The organism is Succinimonas sp. (genome assembly GCF_045225735.1).
Lineage (GTDB): Bacteria > Pseudomonadota > Gammaproteobacteria > Enterobacterales > Succinivibrionaceae > Succinimonas.
Map to the genome: position 1 here is coordinate 15,960 of NZ_JBGVBR010000023.1, position 17,522 is coordinate 33,481.

Here is a 17,522-nt window from a genome sequence, read left to right on the forward strand (position 1 = left end):
AGATATTTCTTTTTCTCAGTTTTTGTTCTGTTTGACATTTTGGTGAGCATGGTGTCATCCGGTGCCATGAAGCAGGTCGTGTGAGTTTTTTCTGTTAGAACGCAAGGCGGAGGCGGAAAATGGTTTGGGAGTGCTTGACAGAATATGATGAGGCAAAAACCATGGCGAAGATTAGGCGGGACGCCATTAAGGAAGGCCGTAAGATAGGCCGTAAGGTAGGAGAAGAAAAGCTTGCATTACTTTTGCAAAAGTTACTTGCCCAGGGAAAGAATGACGATATTCAGCGTATCAGTGTTGACAAGGAATACCGGAAACAGCTGTACGAGGAATACGGTCTTAATGATCTGAATGCGCTCTGAAGAGCCGGATAAAGTAATCAGATCAAGGCGAGTCTTCCCCTCAACATGGTTTTGCCAGGCTCTCCTTTCCCTAAAACTGAAAAAAGACGCCGGATTCAATCAGCGGCAGGGCCGGGCGGTTCTGCCAGCGGCAGCGGATAACTGCCGGAAAAGCCCAACCTTTCTCTCGAGAAACAGAAGAAGTCGCACCAAGATGCCTCAGCGGTGATTTGCCCGCCCCTTAATCTGCCTTCCAATCAGGCCATAATCAGCTTTCGCTTACGGCGTACATCTCCTTTATGTGGGTGATAAACTTTGTTGCCAGAGCATTGGGGTGTCTCTCATTGTCCCAGGAGAGCAAGTAGTCTACATTTATCGAGGGCGTTATTTCCTTGATCGTAACATTGGCTCCTGATGAGATGTTCTTGGCAACAGAGGCCGGGAAAAGGGCAATGCCCAGCTCTCGCGTGACCAGCTTGGCGGCATTGGAGGAGTGGGCGGTTTTAACGATAAAGCGGGGCTGCTTTTTAAAATCCTTGAACCAGCTTCTTATTTCAGTTTCCCGGGAACGTCTCGAAGAGATGATGAGATCGTTATCGATAAGCTCCTCCAGGGTGATGTATTCCTTTTTTGATTTCCCAAGGGGATCATTTGCCGGAATAATGGCCACCCAGTTTTCTGAAAACACCTTAAACCCGTCCAGCAAATCGGTATTGGTGGGAGTCATGGTAATCGCAAGATCTATAAGGCCGGCCTTCAGACGATCTGTTAAATCATCCACATTGCCGCACCACAGGTTGTACGTCACATTGGGATAGAGCTTTTTAAAGGATTCGATCCACTCCGCCACCAGAGTGGGGCCGTTGCTGTCAACATGACCGATATAAAGCGTGCCGCTGATGCCGTTTTGCATTTCGGATATTTCCGCCTTGGTCATGTCCACCAGGGTTAACAGCTGCTCTCCTCTTCTCTTAAAAGCCAGACCTTCGGCAGTCAATGTGAGATGCCGCTTGCCTCTGATAAAGAGAACGCAGCCCAGCTCATCCTCAAGCTCCATAAGAGCTCTGCTTAGCGGGGGCTGGGACAAATGGAGCTTTTCTGCGGCTCTGGTGATATTAAGCTCTTCTGCTGCCGTTATAAAATAGCGAATGTGTCTTAGATCCATAAGTGCCGCCTTTCTGTTTTCCCTGCTGCCACGCAATTATAGCATTTTGGAAGGCAGAACCTGATGCTGAGAACAGAATACGGGGATAAGGACGAGACGGCGGTAAATACCGGAAAACAGAGGACGCAGGCAAGAGAGGGCGGCAAGGCCGGTAAAGGAGGCTGGAAGCCAGGGGAATCAATGCGTAACAGGATTTTTCGGAAGGGGCCTTTGCTGAATCCTCCTAAGGAGCGCATAACATGAAGGCTTTGGAAATTTCCCCGCAGCCGGGTATTTCCGGGCGGGGAATTTAAGTAAAAATCAGCACTGCTTTATCTGTCAGCCAGCATTTCTGGCAGCGCAGATTTCCTTGTCAGAGCATCCGGTTCCTGTAAGCGCGCCTTTGCGTTTCTGCGCAGTCAGCGCAGTCAGTGCATACATACGCTGCCAGCTCGCCTTTTGCAGCAGCAGAGCTACAGAGTCTTAATTCTTCTTATTGCTTCCACGCTGTTTTCATAAGTCCCAAAAGCGGTGAGTCTGAAGAATCCTTCTCCGTTAGGCCCGAAGCCCGAACCAGGAGTGCCCACGATGCCGACCTTGTTAAGAAGAAGATCAAAGAAGTCCCAGCTCGACAATCCGTCAGGAGTCTTTAACCAGATGTAGGGCGCGTTTTCTCCGCCGTAAACGGTGTAGCCGGCATCATGAAGAGATGTCTTAAGATACCGGGCATTATTCATATAGGTGGCGATCTGGGCCTGTATCTGCTGAGCTCCCTCCTCGGAATAAACCGCTTCTCCCGCTCTCTGGATAATGTACGGAGCCCCGTTGTACTTGGTGCCGTGTCTTCTGGCCCACAGAGCATGCACAGACTTATCGTGCAGCTTAAGCTTCTTGGAGATCACGGTAAAGCCCAGTCTTAAACCGGTAAAGCCGGCCTTTTTGGAAAACGATCTGAACTCAATGGCGCAGTATTCCGCGCCGCTGCATTCATAGATGCTATGGGGCAGGGCGTCATCGCTGATATAGGCTTCATAGGCGGCGTCATACAGAATGACCGCGCCGACCTTCAGGGCATAGTCTACCCATGCCTGCAGCCTGTCCTTGGTAATGGCAACACCGGTGGGGTTGTTCGGAAAACACAGGTAAATCAGATCCGGCTTCGTTTCCGGAAAATCCGGGACAAACCCGTTTGCCTCGGTGCAGGGCATGTAAATCAGCTTGCTGTAGAGCTTCTTTTCGGGATCAAAGGCGCCTGACCGTCCGGCCATGACATTGGAATCCACATATACCGGATAAACAGGATCGCAGACGGCCACCTGGTCATTCTGAGCGAAGATTTCCTGAATATTGGAGCAGTCGCTCTTGGCGCCGTCAGAGACAAAGATTTCATCCGCTTCAATATCGATGCCTCTCTTCTTATACTCGTTTTCGACAATGGCCGTTCTCAGAAAGTCATAGCCGAGATCCGGAGCATAGCCCCGGAAGGTACCGGCATCCCCCATTTCATCCACTGCCTTGTGCATGGCCTCCAATACCGCAGGAGCAATGGGCTGGGTAACGTCGCCGATGCCGAGCTTGATAAGCTTGGCCTCCGGATTGGCGGCTTCAAATTCCCGCACCTTCCGCGCCACTGTCTGAAAAAGATAGGATCCCTGCAAATTGAGGTAATTTTCATTTATCGCTGCCATGTTGATTCCGCCCTTATCCTTGTTAACTATTCTTAAATAGTCCCTTAATTATTCCTTAAACTTTTCCCGGCCGGATTTTTCAGGTCTGCTATTTCAGGCCTGCTGTCCCGGGGCTGCTGCTTCTGCCATTAACTGGCCATTTTCCGGCCGGCTGTTTCTGCCATTAACCGGAGTTTTCCGGCCGGCTTTTTCTGCTATTTCCCGGCTGTTTCCCAGCCGGTTAGTCCTGTTTTCTGCCGTTTCCCCGCGGTTTCCCGGCCTTCTCCCGGCGCTTTACACTGCCACCTCGCCTTCAAAGACGAATTCGGCAGGGCCGGTCATATACACGGGATGCCCCGGGCCGTCCCAGCGGATTTTTAACTTGCCGCCCAGCAAATGAACCGTGATTTCATTGTCGGTGCAGCCGTTAAGAACCCCGGCTACTGCCGTGGCGCAGGCTCCGGTGCCGCAGGCCAGGGTTTCCCCGGTGCCCCGTTCCCAGACGCGCATTTTGACATTCTTACGATCAATGATCTGAATGAACTCCGTGTTCACCCGCTTCGGGAAGGAGGGATGGTTTTCAAAAAGGGGGCCTAAGCTTTCCAGAGGGAAGTTATCCGTATCAGCCACATAGATGACGGCATGAGGATTTCCCATGGAGACGCAGGTATGATGATAAACCTTTCCCGCAACTTCAATAGGCTCATTAACCACTGTCTTTTTGTCGCTTAATACAGGGACGTCCGCCGCTTCCAGAATGGGGAGCCCCATGTCAACGGAAACGCTGTTAACTTTTCTTTCCGGACTTGATTCGTCGACATCCAGCCGGATTTTTTTGAGTTTGCCGGCGGAAACAACGTTAAATTCCTTTTTGTCAGTTAAGCCTTTGCAGTAAACGTACACGGCCACGCAGCGCATGCCGTTTCCGCACATCTCGCCTCTGCTGCCGTCGGCATTGTACATTTCCATCTCAAAATCGGCTTCCTGGGAGGGATTTATAAAAATCACCCCGTCCCCGCCCACTCCGAAATGCCGGTCGGAGAGCTTTTTCGCAATCTCGGATTTCTTTTCCGGAGAAAAGTTCACCTCGGCTCCGTTGACATAAACATAGTCGTTTCCGCAGCCCTGCATCTTGGTAAATTTCATATTTGTCGTCTCTTGTATAGCTTTTTAATGGCTTTTCCTTTGGGGGTCCCCAGGGTTGTCCGGTGTCCGGGCAGCGCAATTCACAGCGTTGCCGCAGCGTTACAGCATCACAGCATAGCGGTGGAACTGTATCACTGTATCACCGCATTTCCGGTTCAGGGGTTCTGTAAGCAATTACAGATGTAATCAGTTATCCCGTATCTGAAAGCCCGGGCGCCCCGGAAGCCCGTGTTATCCCGGGGGCCGGCCTCAGATCCTGCAAGAAGGAAAGGCTCAGATTACCGCGGCAGAGATTATCATTTGCCGTTTTTTCTGATATTTCCCGCTTCTGTTATTGCCTCCTTCTGTTATTTTCCGTTTCTGTTATTTCCCGGCTTCTGCAGTTTTCCGCTTCTGTTATTGCCTTTCCCTGTTATTGCCTGCTGCTGTGATTTCCAGTCCCGGTTTCAGTTATTTCCAGCTGTTACTTCCCGCTGTTTCCGTAGTTAGATAACACCCGGGCCGAGGGATCGTTCACATTGCAGCCTTCCCATTCCTTGTTGGGCATCCAGAAGTCCGCGATCATGTGAGACTGCCCCGGGTAATATTTTTCAAAAATTTCCCGATACAGCAACGATTCTTTGGTAAAAGGCATGGCGTGCTCATATTTCCGGCGTTTTTCCTCAAACTCCTGCGCATCATACTGCTCTTCCGCATAAGCCTTGAGGTGATCCACCATGGAGTGGCCTACCGCATCGGAAAACGCCGCCTTTTCCCGCCAGAGAATTTCCGGAGGGAGATAGTCAAGGCCTTCAAAGGCATGACGGAGAAGGTATTTGCCCTTGTTATAGCGGTTAAGCTTCATCTCGGGATCAATGGACATCACGTAATGCACGAAATCCAGATCTCCGAAGGGAACCCTTGCTTCTAAGGAGTTTGCCGAAATGCATCTGTCTGCCCGGAGCACATCGTACATGTGAAGCTCTCTGACCCGCTTTTCCGCTTCCTTCTGGAACGCATCAGCAGAGGGCGCAAAATCGGTGTACTTGTACCCGAAAAGCTCATCCGAAACCTCACCGGTGAGAATCACTCTTAAGTCGGTGTTTTCATGTATGGCCTTGCAAAGAAGGTACATGCCCATGCTGGCCCGGATGGTGGTGATATCATAGGTGCCGAGAAGATAGATGACATGCTCCAGAGAGTTTATCACATCGTCTCTGGTAATAATGACCTCGGTATGATCGGCCTTCAGGTACTCGGCGGTCTGCTTGGCGTATTTGAGGTCAATGGCGTCCTCTCTCATGCCGATGGCAAAGGTCTTAATGGGATGCTCGCTCTTTCTTGCGGCAATGCTGCACACGAGAGAGGAATCCAGCCCTCCGGAAAGGAGGAAGCCCACCTTGGCATCGGCCACGAGGCGCTTTTCCACTCCGGCAATAAGGAGATCCCTGATTTTGGCGCATACGGTGTCAAGCTCCTGATCCCGGAGGCTTTCATCCGGCCTGGCGATATCTGAGTAGCTTACAAATTTGCCGTCTTCATAATAGTGTCCCGGCGGGAACGGGAAAATCTTCCCCTCGGTAAGATCCGTGAGGCACTTGGGCTCGCTGGCAAATACGATGTCATGAGCCTTGGTATAGCCGTAATACAAAGGCCGAATCCCGATGGGATCCCGGGCGGCGATCCACTTGTTATTCTTTGCATCATAAATGACGCAGGCAAACTCGGCGTCCAGCATGGCGAACATTTTTACGCCATACTCCTGGTACATGGGGAGGAGCACCTCGCAGTCGCTGTCGCTCGCAAACTGATAACCCAGCTTTATGAGCTCCTTTTTGATTTTGGCAAAGCCGTAGATCTCGCCGTTGCACACGCAATAGCTTCCCTTGAGCTCAAAGGGCTGCATGCCTTCGGGAGTGAGTCCCATGATGGAAAGCCGCTGAAAGCCCATAAGGCCGTCGCCGGCCTTGATGGCTCTGGCGTCATCCGGGCCCCGGGACACGCTTTTCAGCATGGCTTTTTTCAGCTCTTCAAGATCCAGGGAAGGGCCGCAAACTGAAAATATACAACACATATAGAATCCCTCAAAAATATGGGAATTTGATTCAGCGTCTGACGCCCCGGGTCTGCTTTCCCGGGCAGCGATTCCCCGCGCCTCAAATTCCCAATGCTTTTTCTGCTGTTTCTTCCGCTGCTTATTTCGCTTATCGGAAGAAAACAGACTTTTCCTTGCCGAGCCGGTTTACTTCGCCGGACGGTTTCCCTGCCGCAACGGTTTACTTCACCGAGAACAGCATTTCGCCATAGGACGGGAGCGGCCAGTAATCTCTTGCCACATAGAGCTCGGCCTTGTCAGCGAGACTGCGGAGATCCTGCATCTTCGGAAGAATTTCATCGCGGATAAGCTGGCTTTCCCTGATGATATCCTCGGTGCCGTTAATGCTTTCGGCAGCCTTTTCCAGCTCCTCGGCCTTCATAAAGATGAGATCGGCCAGATTGGAAAGGGTGTCCACAATGGACTTCTCGTACTTGCATTCCAGAGAGCCGTTAAGAGCCTTCTTCTTCTCGGCGGTGCCTGAAAGCTTGTCAGCATAGCCGGAAATTGCCGGGAGAATCATGCGGCGGGCCATCATCAGCTCGGTGTTTACTTCGATCCACACCTGCTTGCAGTAGTTTTCCAGCATGATCTCGCATCTGGAATGGAGCTCGGCTTCGTTAAACACCTTATGAGAGGTCAGCATCTTCACGTTCTTTTCATCCAGGAGGTGCGGCATGCAGTCCGGGGTGGTGGGGTAGTTCAGAAGCTTTCTTACTTCGGTGGCTTCCTTGACCCAGGCAGCGTCATAGCCGTTGCCGTTGAAGATGATTCTCTTATGATCATGAATAGTCTTCTTAATCATGTCATGAAGAGCCTTTTCGAAGTCTTCGGCCTGTTCCAGTCTGTCGGCATAGATCTTAAGAGACTCTGCCACGGCGCTGTTCAGCATCATGTTGGCGCAGGCGATGCTGTTGGAGGAACCCAGGCTGCGGAACTCGAACTTATTCCCGGTAAAGGCGAACGGGGAGGTGCGGTTTCTGTCGGTGGTATCCCGGGCAAAGCGCGGCAGCACGTCAACGCCCAGCTTAATCAGCTTCTTTTCCTTGTCGTGATACGGGGTATCAGACTCAATGGCTTCCAGGATGGCGTTAAGCTCATCCCCCAGGAAGATGGAGATGATGGCCGGAGGAGCCTCGTTGGCGCCCAGTCTGTGGTCGTTGCCGGCAGTGGCTACGGAAAGTCTCAGGAGATCCTGATAGTCATCCACGGCCTTGATTACGGCGCAGAGGAACAGGAGGAACTGCGCGTTTTCAGCCGGAGTGTCGCCGGGGGACAGCAGATTGTGGCCGGTATCCGTGGAGATAGACCAGTTGTTATGCTTGCCGCTGCCGTTGACGCCGGCAAAGGGCTTTTCATGAAGCAGACATACCATGCCGTGACGGGCGGCTACCTTCTGCATGATCTCCATCATGAGCTGATTCTGATCGCAGGCCAGATTGGTGGTGGCATAGATGGGAGCCAGTTCGTGCTGGGCCGGGGACACCTCGTTATGCTCGGTCTTGGCCAGGATGCCCAGCTTCCAGAGCTCCTTGTCCAGGTCGGCCATGAATTCCTTTACCTTGGGCTTAATGACGCCAAAGTAGTGATCGTCCATTTCCTGTCCCTTGGGAGGCTTGGAACCGAACAGAGTTCTGCCGGTGTACTGGAGATCCGGTCTCTTATCGTACATTTCCTTGGAGATGAGGAAGTATTCCTGCTCCGGGCCTACTGAAGTATGAACGTGCTTCACCTGATCGTTGCCGAAGAGCTTCAGAATTCTCAGAGCCTGACGGTTAAGAGCTTCCATGGAACGGAGCAGGGGAGTCTTCTTGTCCAGAGCTTCGCCGCCGTAGGAGCAGAATGCGGTGGGGATGCAGAGAGTCTGATCCTTGATGAAGGCGTAGGAGGTAGGATCCCAAGTGGTGTAGCCTCTGGCCTCGAAGGTGGCTCTGATGCCGCCGGTGGGGAAGGAGGACGCATCAGGTTCGCCCTGAATGAGTTCCTTTCCGGAGAATTCCATGATCACCCCGCCGTCCGGAGAAGGCTCAATGAAGGAATCGTGCTTTTCAGCGGTGATGCCGGTAAGGGGCTGAAACCAGTGGGTGAAGTGAGTGGCGCCGTTTTCCACCGCCCAGTCCCGCATGGCCTTGGCCACGGAATCAGCTAAGCCAACTTCTAATTTGGCACCCACTTCGATGGTCTTTCTGAGTGATGCGTAAACATCGCTGGTAAGAACAGAACGCATAACGCGATCATCGAATACCATACACCCAAAATATTCGGGAACAGTCTCTTTAGTCATAATTAACCTCGTAATTTAGTCCGAAAATTTACAGCCAATACATCCTGAAAATCTTTTATGCCGCCCGTCTGAGCCTCTTACGTTAATGAGGTATACCCCATTAAAAACTTATCGATCTCCGCAGCGCAGTGCCGGCCCTCTGAAATCGCCCATACCACCAGAGACTGGCCGCGGTGCATGTCGCCGGCGGTGAATACTCCGGGAACGGAGGTTTCATAGGAGTTCTCCTGAGTCGCCACGGTATTCCGCTTCGTGAGATCAACGCTGCTGTCATTTGCAACGTAATCCTCGCAGCCCAGGAACCCGGCGGCGATTATGAGAAGATCGCAGGGGATTTCCTTTACGGTGTCGGGAATCTCAGTCAAAGCGCGGTTTTCAAACTTAACCTGCACCGTCTTGATGGCCTTAAGCTTTCCTTCTTCAAGGACGAGCTCCTTTACCGTGGTTTCATAAACCCGGGGATCGGCGCCGAATACCGCGATGGCTTCCTGCTGGCCGTAATCGGTCTTCAAGACCTTCGGCCACTCCGGCCAGGGATTGTCCGGAGCTCTTTCCACCGGGGGCTTAGGCAGCATTTCGAGCTGCACTACGTTCTTGGCTCCCTGTCTTATGCAGGTGCCGAGACAGTCATTTCCGGTGTCGCCGCCGCCCACAATCACCACGTTTAAATCTCTGGCGCTGATAGTCCAGTCCGGGGAGCCGCTTAAGAGATCCCGGGTAGCCGACTTCAGAAAATCCACGGCAAAGTGAATTTCCCGGCAGCTTTCGCGGTTTTCCAGGTTCAGATCTCTGGGCTTCTTGGCGCCGCAGCACAGGGCCACTGCATCAAACTGTTCCTTAAGTTCTGCAAAGGAAATGTCCTTCCCGATATCGCAGCCGGTCTTAAAGGTTACGCCCTCGGCTTCCATAAGCTTCCGGCGCCGTACAATTACCTTCTTGTCCAGCTTCATGTTGGGAATGCCGTACATAAGGAGACCTCCGATCTCGTCCTCCCTCTCAAACACCGTAACTGAGTGTCCGCGGTGATTGAGCTGATCGGCCACGGCAAGTCCGGCAGGGCCGGAGCCCACAACCGCAACCTTCTTGCCGCTTCTGAGAGCGGGAACCCGGGGCTTCATCCAGCCTTCCGAAAACCCCTTCTCAATCAAGAAGAGCTCGTTGTCATGAATAGTCACCGGAGATCCGTTCATGCCGTTAATGCAGGCCTTTTCGCACAGAGCCGGACAGACGCGCCCCGTGAACTCCGGAAAATTGCTGGTCTTAAGAAGCCGGGACAGCGCGTGCTCGTAGTGGCCGCTCCAGATCTCGTCATTCCATTCCGGGATCAGGTTGTGGAGCGGACAGCCGGTTACCATGCCCTTAAGACGGAGAGCTGACTGGCACATGGGGACGCCGCATGCCATGCATCTTCCGGCCTGGCACTTTCTGGCCTCTTCAGAGAGATGCGTATGAAACTCGTTAAAATCCTTGATTCTGGTTTCTGCGGGAACCCATGCGTCCTCGCAGCGCTCAAATTCGAGAAAACCCGTAGCCTTGCCCATATTCGTTACCTTTCTGTATTCCTTGTTTATTCCCTGCCTTGTCCTGCTCAGGCGTTCCTGATCTTCCGCGCCACAGCTTCCGAAGATCCGGAGGCCACATCCTTAAAGGCTTCGTAAACAGCCTGTTCATGACGGATGCCCTGTTCCTCGTACTTGCCGATTAAGGTAAGCATGTTCTTGTAATCAATAGGAATAATCTTCTTGAAGAGGGGAACCCAGGCTTCAAAATCACTTAAGATCTCCGCGGCTCTCTGAGATCCGGTGCTCCTTTCGTAATCCTCCAGAATTTCCCGGAGCTCCTTCTTGTCAGGATCCTTTAACCCGGTCATCTCAATCAAAGACTTGTTGGTTCTCAGGTAAAGACTGTGATTCTGGTCGAGAACGTAGGCAATGCCGCCGCTCATGCCCGCAGCGAAGTTTTTGCCGACTTCGCCTAAGATCACCGCTCTTCCGCCGGTCATGTATTCAAGACCGTGATCGCCGCAGCCCTCGCATACCCCGGTGGCTCCGGAATTTCTTACCATGAACCGTTCGCCGGCGATGCCGCTGATATAGGCTGTGCCTGAGGTGGCGCCGTACAGGGCAACGTTGCCCGCAATGACGTTCTCGAATGCCTCAAATGTTGCCTCCGCAGGAGGTACCACGATAAGCTTGCCGCCGGAGAGGCCCTTGCCGAAGCCGTCATTGGCATCTCCCGTGAGCTTCAGAGTAAGTCCCTTGGGAATAAAGGCCCCGAAGCTCTGGCCGCCGCCGCCGTTCAGGGAGATCTGAATGCTGTCATCATTAAGGGATGTGCCGTACTTTGCAGTTACGCAGGATCCCAGGATGGTGCCCAGACTGCGATCGGTGCTGGAGATCTGCACATCATCGATAACTAACGAGCCTTCCCCGTTCCAGGCATTGAATTTCGGGAGGAAGATCCTTTCGTCCACGGTGTTTTCCAGCTTGAAGTCATAAACCTCCTCAGGGATGAAATGACTCTCCTTGGCGTGAGCGTAGGATCTGTCCAGAATAAGGTTCATATTGACCATCTCGGCTCTCTTGGTGATCTGCTTGTCCTTGATCTTCAGGAGATCGGTTCTGCCCACCATTTCCTCCACGGTTCTGATGCCCAGGGAGGCCATGATTTCCCGGAGCTCTTCGGCAATGAAGGTCATGAAGTTCATGACGTATTCCGGCTTCCCGCTGAAGCGCTTCCGGAGGGTCTCATTCTGACAGGCGATGCCCACCGGACAGGTGTCCTTGTTGCAGACCCGCATCATCATGCAGCCCATGGATACCAGAGGAGCAGTGGCAAAACCGAATTCCTCGGCGCCCAGAAGGGCGGCTATGGCCACATCCCGGCCGCTCATAAGCTTGCCGTCCGCCTCAATGACCACTCTGCCCCGGAGTCCGTTTTCAATAAGGGAGTGGTGCGCTTCCGTAAGACCCAGTTCCCAGGGGAGACCGGCATTGTGAATGGAGCTTGCCGGAGCCGCGCCCGTGCCGCCGTCGTAACCGGATATCAGAATTACCTGAGCTCCGGCCTTGGCCACGCCGCAGGCAATGGTGCCCACGCCGGCTTCCGATACCAGCTTGACGGATATCCGGGCCTTGCGGTTGGCGTTCTTAAGGTCATAAATCAGCTGCGCCAGATCCTCAATGGAATAAATGTCATGGTGCGGCGGAGGAGATATCAATGAAACACCAGGGGTGGAATATCTTCTTTCCGCAATCCACGGGTAAACCTTCTTGCCGGGGAGGTGACCGCCTTCGCCGGGCTTGGCTCCCTGGGCCATCTTGATCTGAATTTCCTCGGCGTTATTCAGGTATTCGCTGGTTACGCCGAATCTGCCTGATGCCACCTGCTTGATCTTGCTGTTCTTTTCCGTGCCGAAGCGGGCCGGATCCTCGCCGCCTTCGCCGGTGTTGGACTTGCCGCCCAGACGGTTCATGGCAATGGCCAGGGTTTCATGAGCTTCCTTGGAGATGGAGCCATAGGACATGGCGCCGGTCTTAAAGCGCTTCACGATCTCGGAAACCGGCTCCACCTCTTCGATGGGGATGGGATGCTCGCTCCTGACGAAATCAATAAGACCTCTCAGGGTATGGGGCTTCTCGTTATCCACAATGGCCGAGTATTCCTTGAACATGGCATAGCTGCCGGCTCTGACCGCGCTTTGCAGGGCTATAATGGTCTGAGGATTGTAGAGGTGATCCTCCTTGTCCTCGCCGCTTCTGAGGCCGTGGAAGCCGGTGCTGTCCAGGCTGGTGTCCACAGAAAGGCCCATGGGGTCAAAGGCATGGTCGTGCCGGAAGAGAATACCCTCGGAAATCTGATCCAAATCAATGCCGCCCACTCTGCTGGTGATGCCGGTAAAGTACTTGTCGATAACGTTCTTTGAAATGCCCACCGCCTCGAAAATCTTGGCTGACTGATAGGACTGCAGGGTGGAAATGCCCATCTTGGCTGCGGTCTTCACAATGCCGTGCAATACTGCGGAGTTGAAATCCTGAATGGCGGTATGGTAATCCTTGTCCAGAATGCCCTTGTCGATAAGCTCGGAAATGCATTCATGGGCCAGGTAAGGATTGATGGCCCGGGCGCCGAAGCCCAGGAGGGTTGCCATCTGATGCACATCCCGGGGTTCGCCGCTTTCCAGGATCAGAGAGACAGCGGTGCGCTTCTTGGTTTCCACGAGATGCTGCTCCACTGCGGAAACGGCCAGAAGAGACGGGATGGGCACATGGTTCTCATCAATTCCGCGGTCAGAAAGGATCACGATGTTCACGCCCTTGCTGCAGAGGCGATCCACATTGACGATGAGCCGGGAGATGGCCTTTTCCAGGGAAGTGTTCTTGTAGTAAAGAATCGATACCACGCCGCTCTTGAAGCCTTCCCGATCCAGAGACTTGATTTTGAGCAAGTCAACGCCGGTGAGAATGGGGTTGTTGATCTGCAGCACCCGGCAGTTTTCCCCGCAGGGCTCCAGGAGATTGCCGTCCGAACCCACATAAACGGAGGTATCGGTAACAATCTCTTCCCGGATGGAATCAATAGGCGGGTTGGTTACCTGGGCAAAGAGCTGCTTAAAGTAGGAAAACAGGAGCTGATGCTTTTCAGACAGCACGGCCAGCGGAATGTCATGTCCCATGGAAGCGGTGGCTTCGGTGGCGTTGGAGGCCATGGGGAGGATCTGCTCCTTCACATCCTCATAGGTGTAGCCGAATACCCGGTACAGGCGATCCCGCATTTCCTGACTGTGGGTGGGGATCTTCTTGTTGGGGATCTTGATTTCGGATAGCTGCAAAAGATTCAGGGACAGCCATTCGCCGTAGGGATACTTCTTAGCGTAGAGCTCCTTGCACTCTTCATCCAGAACCAGACGGCCCTCATTGGTGTTGATAAGCAGGATCTTGCCGGGCTGCAAACGGGACTTCTTAACGATATGAGCCGGATCAATGTCCAGCACGCCGACTTCAGAGGATAAAATCAGCCTGTTGTCATCGGTAATGTAATATCTGGAAGGACGGAGACCGTTGCGATCCAGGGTGGCGCCGGCGATTTCGCCATCGGTGAACAGGATGGCGGCCGGGCCGTCCCAGGGCTCCATCATGGTGGCGTAGTAGTGATAGAAATCCTTCTTCTCATGATCCATGTAGGGATCGTTTTTCCAGGGCTCCGGGATCATCATCATCACGGCCAGGGGAAGAGGCACGCCGTTCATCATAAAGAATTCCAGGGTGTTATCCAGCATGGCGGAATCGGAACCGGAAGCGTGGATTACCGGGAAGGTCTTGTCCGCATATTCGTCCAGCCAGGGGGTATGCAGGGTTTCTTCTCTTGCCAGCATGCGGTCATGGTTGCCGCGGATGGTGTTGATCTCGCCGTTATGGGCAATGAGACGGTACGGATGTGCCCGTTCCCATGACGGGGTGGTATTGGTGGAGAACCGGGAATGCACCATGGCAATGGCGGTTTCGTAATCTCTGCTCTGCAAGTCAGCATAGAAGCGGCGCAGCTGACCTACCAGGAACATGCCCTTGTAAACGATGGTTCTGGAGGACAGGGAGTTAATATAGGTATCCTCGGCGCTTTGTTCAAATTCCCGTCTGCAGACATAAAGCCGGCGGTCGAAATCGATGCCTCTGGCGCAATCCAGGGGTCTTTCAATGAAGCACTGTCCGATGTAGGGCATGCAGTCCAGGGCCTTTTTGCCCAGGATTTCCGGATTGACGGGAACCTCGCGCCAGCCCAGAATCTTTAAGCCGTTCTTTTCGCAGTTCACCTGGAAAAATCTCATGGCCAGGGTTCTTTTTCTGAGATCCTGCGGCAGGAAGAACATGCCGATGCCGTAATCTCCGGCTTCTCCCACGGTGATGCCCGCATCAAGAGCGGCCTTCTTAAAGAAGCTGTGAGATATCTGGAGCAGAATGCCGACACCGTCGCCTACCTCTCCGGCTGCGTCCTTGCCGGCCCGGTGCTCCAGCTTTTCCACGATAGACAGCGCATCATCGAGAGTCCGATATTCTTTTCTGCCGTCTATGTTAACGACCATTCCGATACCGCAGGCGTCATGCTCAGCCGGTAATGCCTGATTCATGCTTCTGCAATAATCGTTTTCGTGTGCATACATGTTGTTAACTCCATTGCGCATATAAGAGCAAAGTTAAATTAAATCTTTCGATAAGGTATTTATTTCGGGATTGTCTGTATCCCGTTTCAGAAACAAAGTTCTTAATAATGTCCTTAACCATGATGTTTACTACGTAATCATGACATTCCTTAAGAACTGTGCTCTTTTCAAATCATCTGCGGGGATTTTAGATCTCCGTCAAACATAAATAAAATACTATAACAACAACATAACGATACCCTGAAGGTATGATAAGCCGGATGCGTGGTGCCTGAAACGCAGTAAACTTCGGTAATTGCGGGGAATTTGCCCTGGGTGATTTACAGGGACATTTGCAGAAACATTTGCCGGGAATTATCAGGGACAGTTACAAGTGACGTTTCCGAAAACCCGCCGCTAAGAGTTCCGTCCCTGCCGAAGGTAGAGATTGCGGGCTCCTGCCGGGGATGTCAGGGAATCTATTTCTGATAACATACCGGAGGCGCCTGCAGCGGGTACAGGCAGTAGACACCGGCATCAGACATCTGAGAATATCCGTTATTCCAGCCTTAAGAGACGGCCATGTGCTTCAGTTTTGTGTAACACGAGGCGGTTTTCGGGGTAAAGGGGCAGCGCCCCTTTAATTATTAACCGGGAAGCGCCACAGGCGTCTTCCCTTCTTAATTATTATTCTGCGGAACCTTGCCCCTTGTACCTGCCGGTATTGATTGCATTGGCTGGCTATGTCAGAGATATGCCATATACCGGACTGCCTGCCGGACCTGGGAGGAGAGTGCGGTAGAATGCTTCTCTGCAACACTGCCCCGTTGCCGCGCTGCCGGAAAATAGACTTCTCCGGCTCCTGTTGTTCCGGTCTCTGCCTCTCAGTCATACTGCTCCTGAAAAACAGGCTTGCGGTAAAAACTGAGTCCGCTGCGAGGGGGAAACGCATAGGGGCTGCATTCTTAATGTCACTGAGAAGCTGCCCCGAGGACAGCGGTGCATTTTGTCATCCTTTAAGCGGAATTTCTGATCAACATGCAATTCCGGGAAAACCTTAATCCCCGGTATGAAGAGTTATGCTCTCCGCTTTTATTCTGAGCCCCGGGAAATTGAAAACCTCATTGTGGTCGCCGGCGTTTTCTGGGAGTGCTGGGCATGATGACGGGCATATGCAAGGGGATAAGGGGAACACGCCCCGGAATGACGAGAGCCCCTTGGAATAACCCGAGCCTGGTCTTTTCTTCCTTGCAGTGATAAACCTCGGTGTCCCTGGTTACCGGCTTTTCTCCTGAACTCTGCCGATATAGTCCCGGAGAGAATGCGATGACGATAGGATACGGTGCCCAAAGGATGTGATATCTAGAGGATGTTATGAAGAGAATGCAAAGAACAGTGAACATAGCAGACAAGTGGCACAGAGACCAAAGAAATAGGCAGTTTATGCCGTTTTTATGGCGTCCGGCCTGACTATTCAGCTGGAGACTGGGTGGTGAGTCAGGGGAAGCTGCGATGGCGTTAGATGGGAGGGCCACTGTTTTAGATTCTTCAAGATGCCGAAAAATGCGTTGGCTTTGAGAACATTCTTCGCTCAAATATGCTCAGAGCAGTGTCAATCGCTGAAATTCGCCACTGTTTGCCCTTGAATGCCAGTTATGTATTGACCATAATTATTTATTACTGTAAAATAAGTCTTAGACTGATTTTTATTCGTTTAAACATCTTTATTGACTTTTTGCCGTTGTTATATTATAGTATGTCTGATGACATATCAGTAAGCGGTGCTGTAGGAGATTACTGAGAATCATGAATACCAAAAAGAGTTTGAGTCGCAAGAAGAAACTGAACGTAAACCGGGAATACAAAGACAGGCTTTTCAAATTCATTTTTGGAAATCCGGTGCATAAGGATTGGTTGCTTTCCCTTTTCAATGCTGTAAACGGATCTTCGTACACAGATCCGGAGGCCATTAAGATAACAACTCTGGAAGATGTTATCTACATGAATATGAAGAATGACGTTTCATTCCTTATTGCCGATACCATGAATTTCTATGAAGCGCAGAGTACCTACAACCCCAACATGCCCATGAGGTTTCTGATTTATGCAGGGATGGTGTATTCTGCTTATGCGGTCAACGCTGAGCCTCGCATCAATATGTATAGTTTGAAGCAGCAGAGGTTTCCGGCTCCGAGACTGGTTTGTTTTTACAACGGCAAAGATGAATATGAAGATGTAACAGAGCTGCATCTTCAGGATGCATTCCCGAAAGACACGAAATCTGATATTGCCATAACTGTCAGGATGATCAACGTAAACTACGGAAAGAATAAGGATCTGTTAAATGCCTGTTTGCCGCTTAGAGATTACTCGCTGTTTGTTCATGGAATGCGGCAAATTCGTGCTCAGAACCCTAAAATGATGATGAAGCGAGTTGTCGGTTTAGCAATTGATACATTACCGGAAGATTCTTTAATTAAGCCGTTTCTATTGGAACATAAGGCGGAGGTGACCAAGATGTGCATCACAGAATATGATGAGGCCAGAACTATGGCGCTGTTTAAGGAGGAAGGCCGGGAGGAAGGCCGGGAGGAAGGCCGGGAGGAAGGCCTTGAGGAAGGTCTTGAGAAAGGCCGTGAGGAAGGTCGTGAGGAAGCAAATGCTAAATTTTCGTTGCTTTTGCAAAAGTTAATTGCCCAGGGAAAGAATGACGATATTCAGCGTATCAGTGTT

At 52.0% G+C, this 17,522-nt stretch carries 9 protein-coding genes; 2 read left to right on the top strand and 7 right to left on the bottom strand.

Annotated elements, in window-relative coordinates; genetic code table 11:
- Positions 1–161: 161 nt before the first annotated feature.
- Positions 162–359 (top strand): hypothetical protein, encoded by a 198-nt coding sequence (locus ACJROR_RS00685; RefSeq protein ID WP_406545421.1) that lies wholly within the window; start codon positions 162–164, stop codon positions 357–359.
- A 247-nt stretch (positions 360–606) separates the two neighbouring features.
- Here the strand turns inward: ACJROR_RS00685 and ACJROR_RS00690 are convergent, their stop codons facing one another.
- From ACJROR_RS00690 to gltB, 7 genes are all read right to left on the bottom strand, one after another.
- Positions 607–1,503 carry a LysR family transcriptional regulator gene (locus ACJROR_RS00690; protein WP_406042951.1) on the bottom strand — a complete coding sequence of 299 codons (897 nt, stop codon included), beginning with the start codon at positions 1,501–1,503 and terminating at the stop codon, positions 607–609.
- Positions 1,504–1,955: 452 nt separating this feature from the next.
- Positions 1,956–3,170: an LL-diaminopimelate aminotransferase gene (locus tag ACJROR_RS00695; protein WP_406545422.1), complete on the bottom strand. Its 1,215-nt coding sequence runs from the start codon at positions 3,168–3,170 to the stop codon at positions 1,956–1,958.
- A gap of 273 nt (positions 3,171–3,443) precedes the next feature.
- Positions 3,444–4,295: a diaminopimelate epimerase gene (gene dapF / locus ACJROR_RS00700; RefSeq protein WP_406545423.1), complete on the bottom strand. Its 852-nt coding sequence runs from the start codon at positions 4,293–4,295 to the stop codon at positions 3,444–3,446.
- Between the two features lie 463 nt (positions 4,296–4,758).
- A complete protein-coding gene (gene asnB, locus ACJROR_RS00705; RefSeq protein ID WP_406545424.1) occupies positions 4,759–6,348 on the bottom strand; it encodes an asparagine synthase B in 1,590 nt (529 codons plus the stop codon).
- Positions 6,349–6,550: 202 nt separating this feature from the next.
- The gene (locus ACJROR_RS00710) at positions 6,551–8,653 is read right to left on the bottom strand and encodes a glutamine synthetase III (RefSeq protein WP_406545425.1); all 2,103 of its coding nucleotides are present in this window, start codon (positions 8,651–8,653) and stop codon (positions 6,551–6,553) included.
- 77 nt (positions 8,654–8,730) lie between these two features.
- Positions 8,731–10,194, bottom strand: coding sequence for a glutamate synthase subunit beta (locus tag ACJROR_RS00715; RefSeq protein WP_406545426.1), 1,464 nt, complete (start codon positions 10,192–10,194; stop codon positions 8,731–8,733).
- A 47-nt stretch (positions 10,195–10,241) separates the two neighbouring features.
- Positions 10,242–14,810: a glutamate synthase large subunit gene (gltB, locus tag ACJROR_RS00720; RefSeq protein WP_406545427.1), complete on the bottom strand. Its 4,569-nt coding sequence runs from the start codon at positions 14,808–14,810 to the stop codon at positions 10,242–10,244.
- 1,785 nt (positions 14,811–16,595) lie between these two features.
- On the opposite strand from gltB, the gene ACJROR_RS00725 reads away from it, so the two are divergent.
- The coding region (locus tag ACJROR_RS00725; RefSeq protein ID WP_406545428.1) for a hypothetical protein at positions 16,596–17,522 on the top strand (927 nt) is incomplete at its 3' end.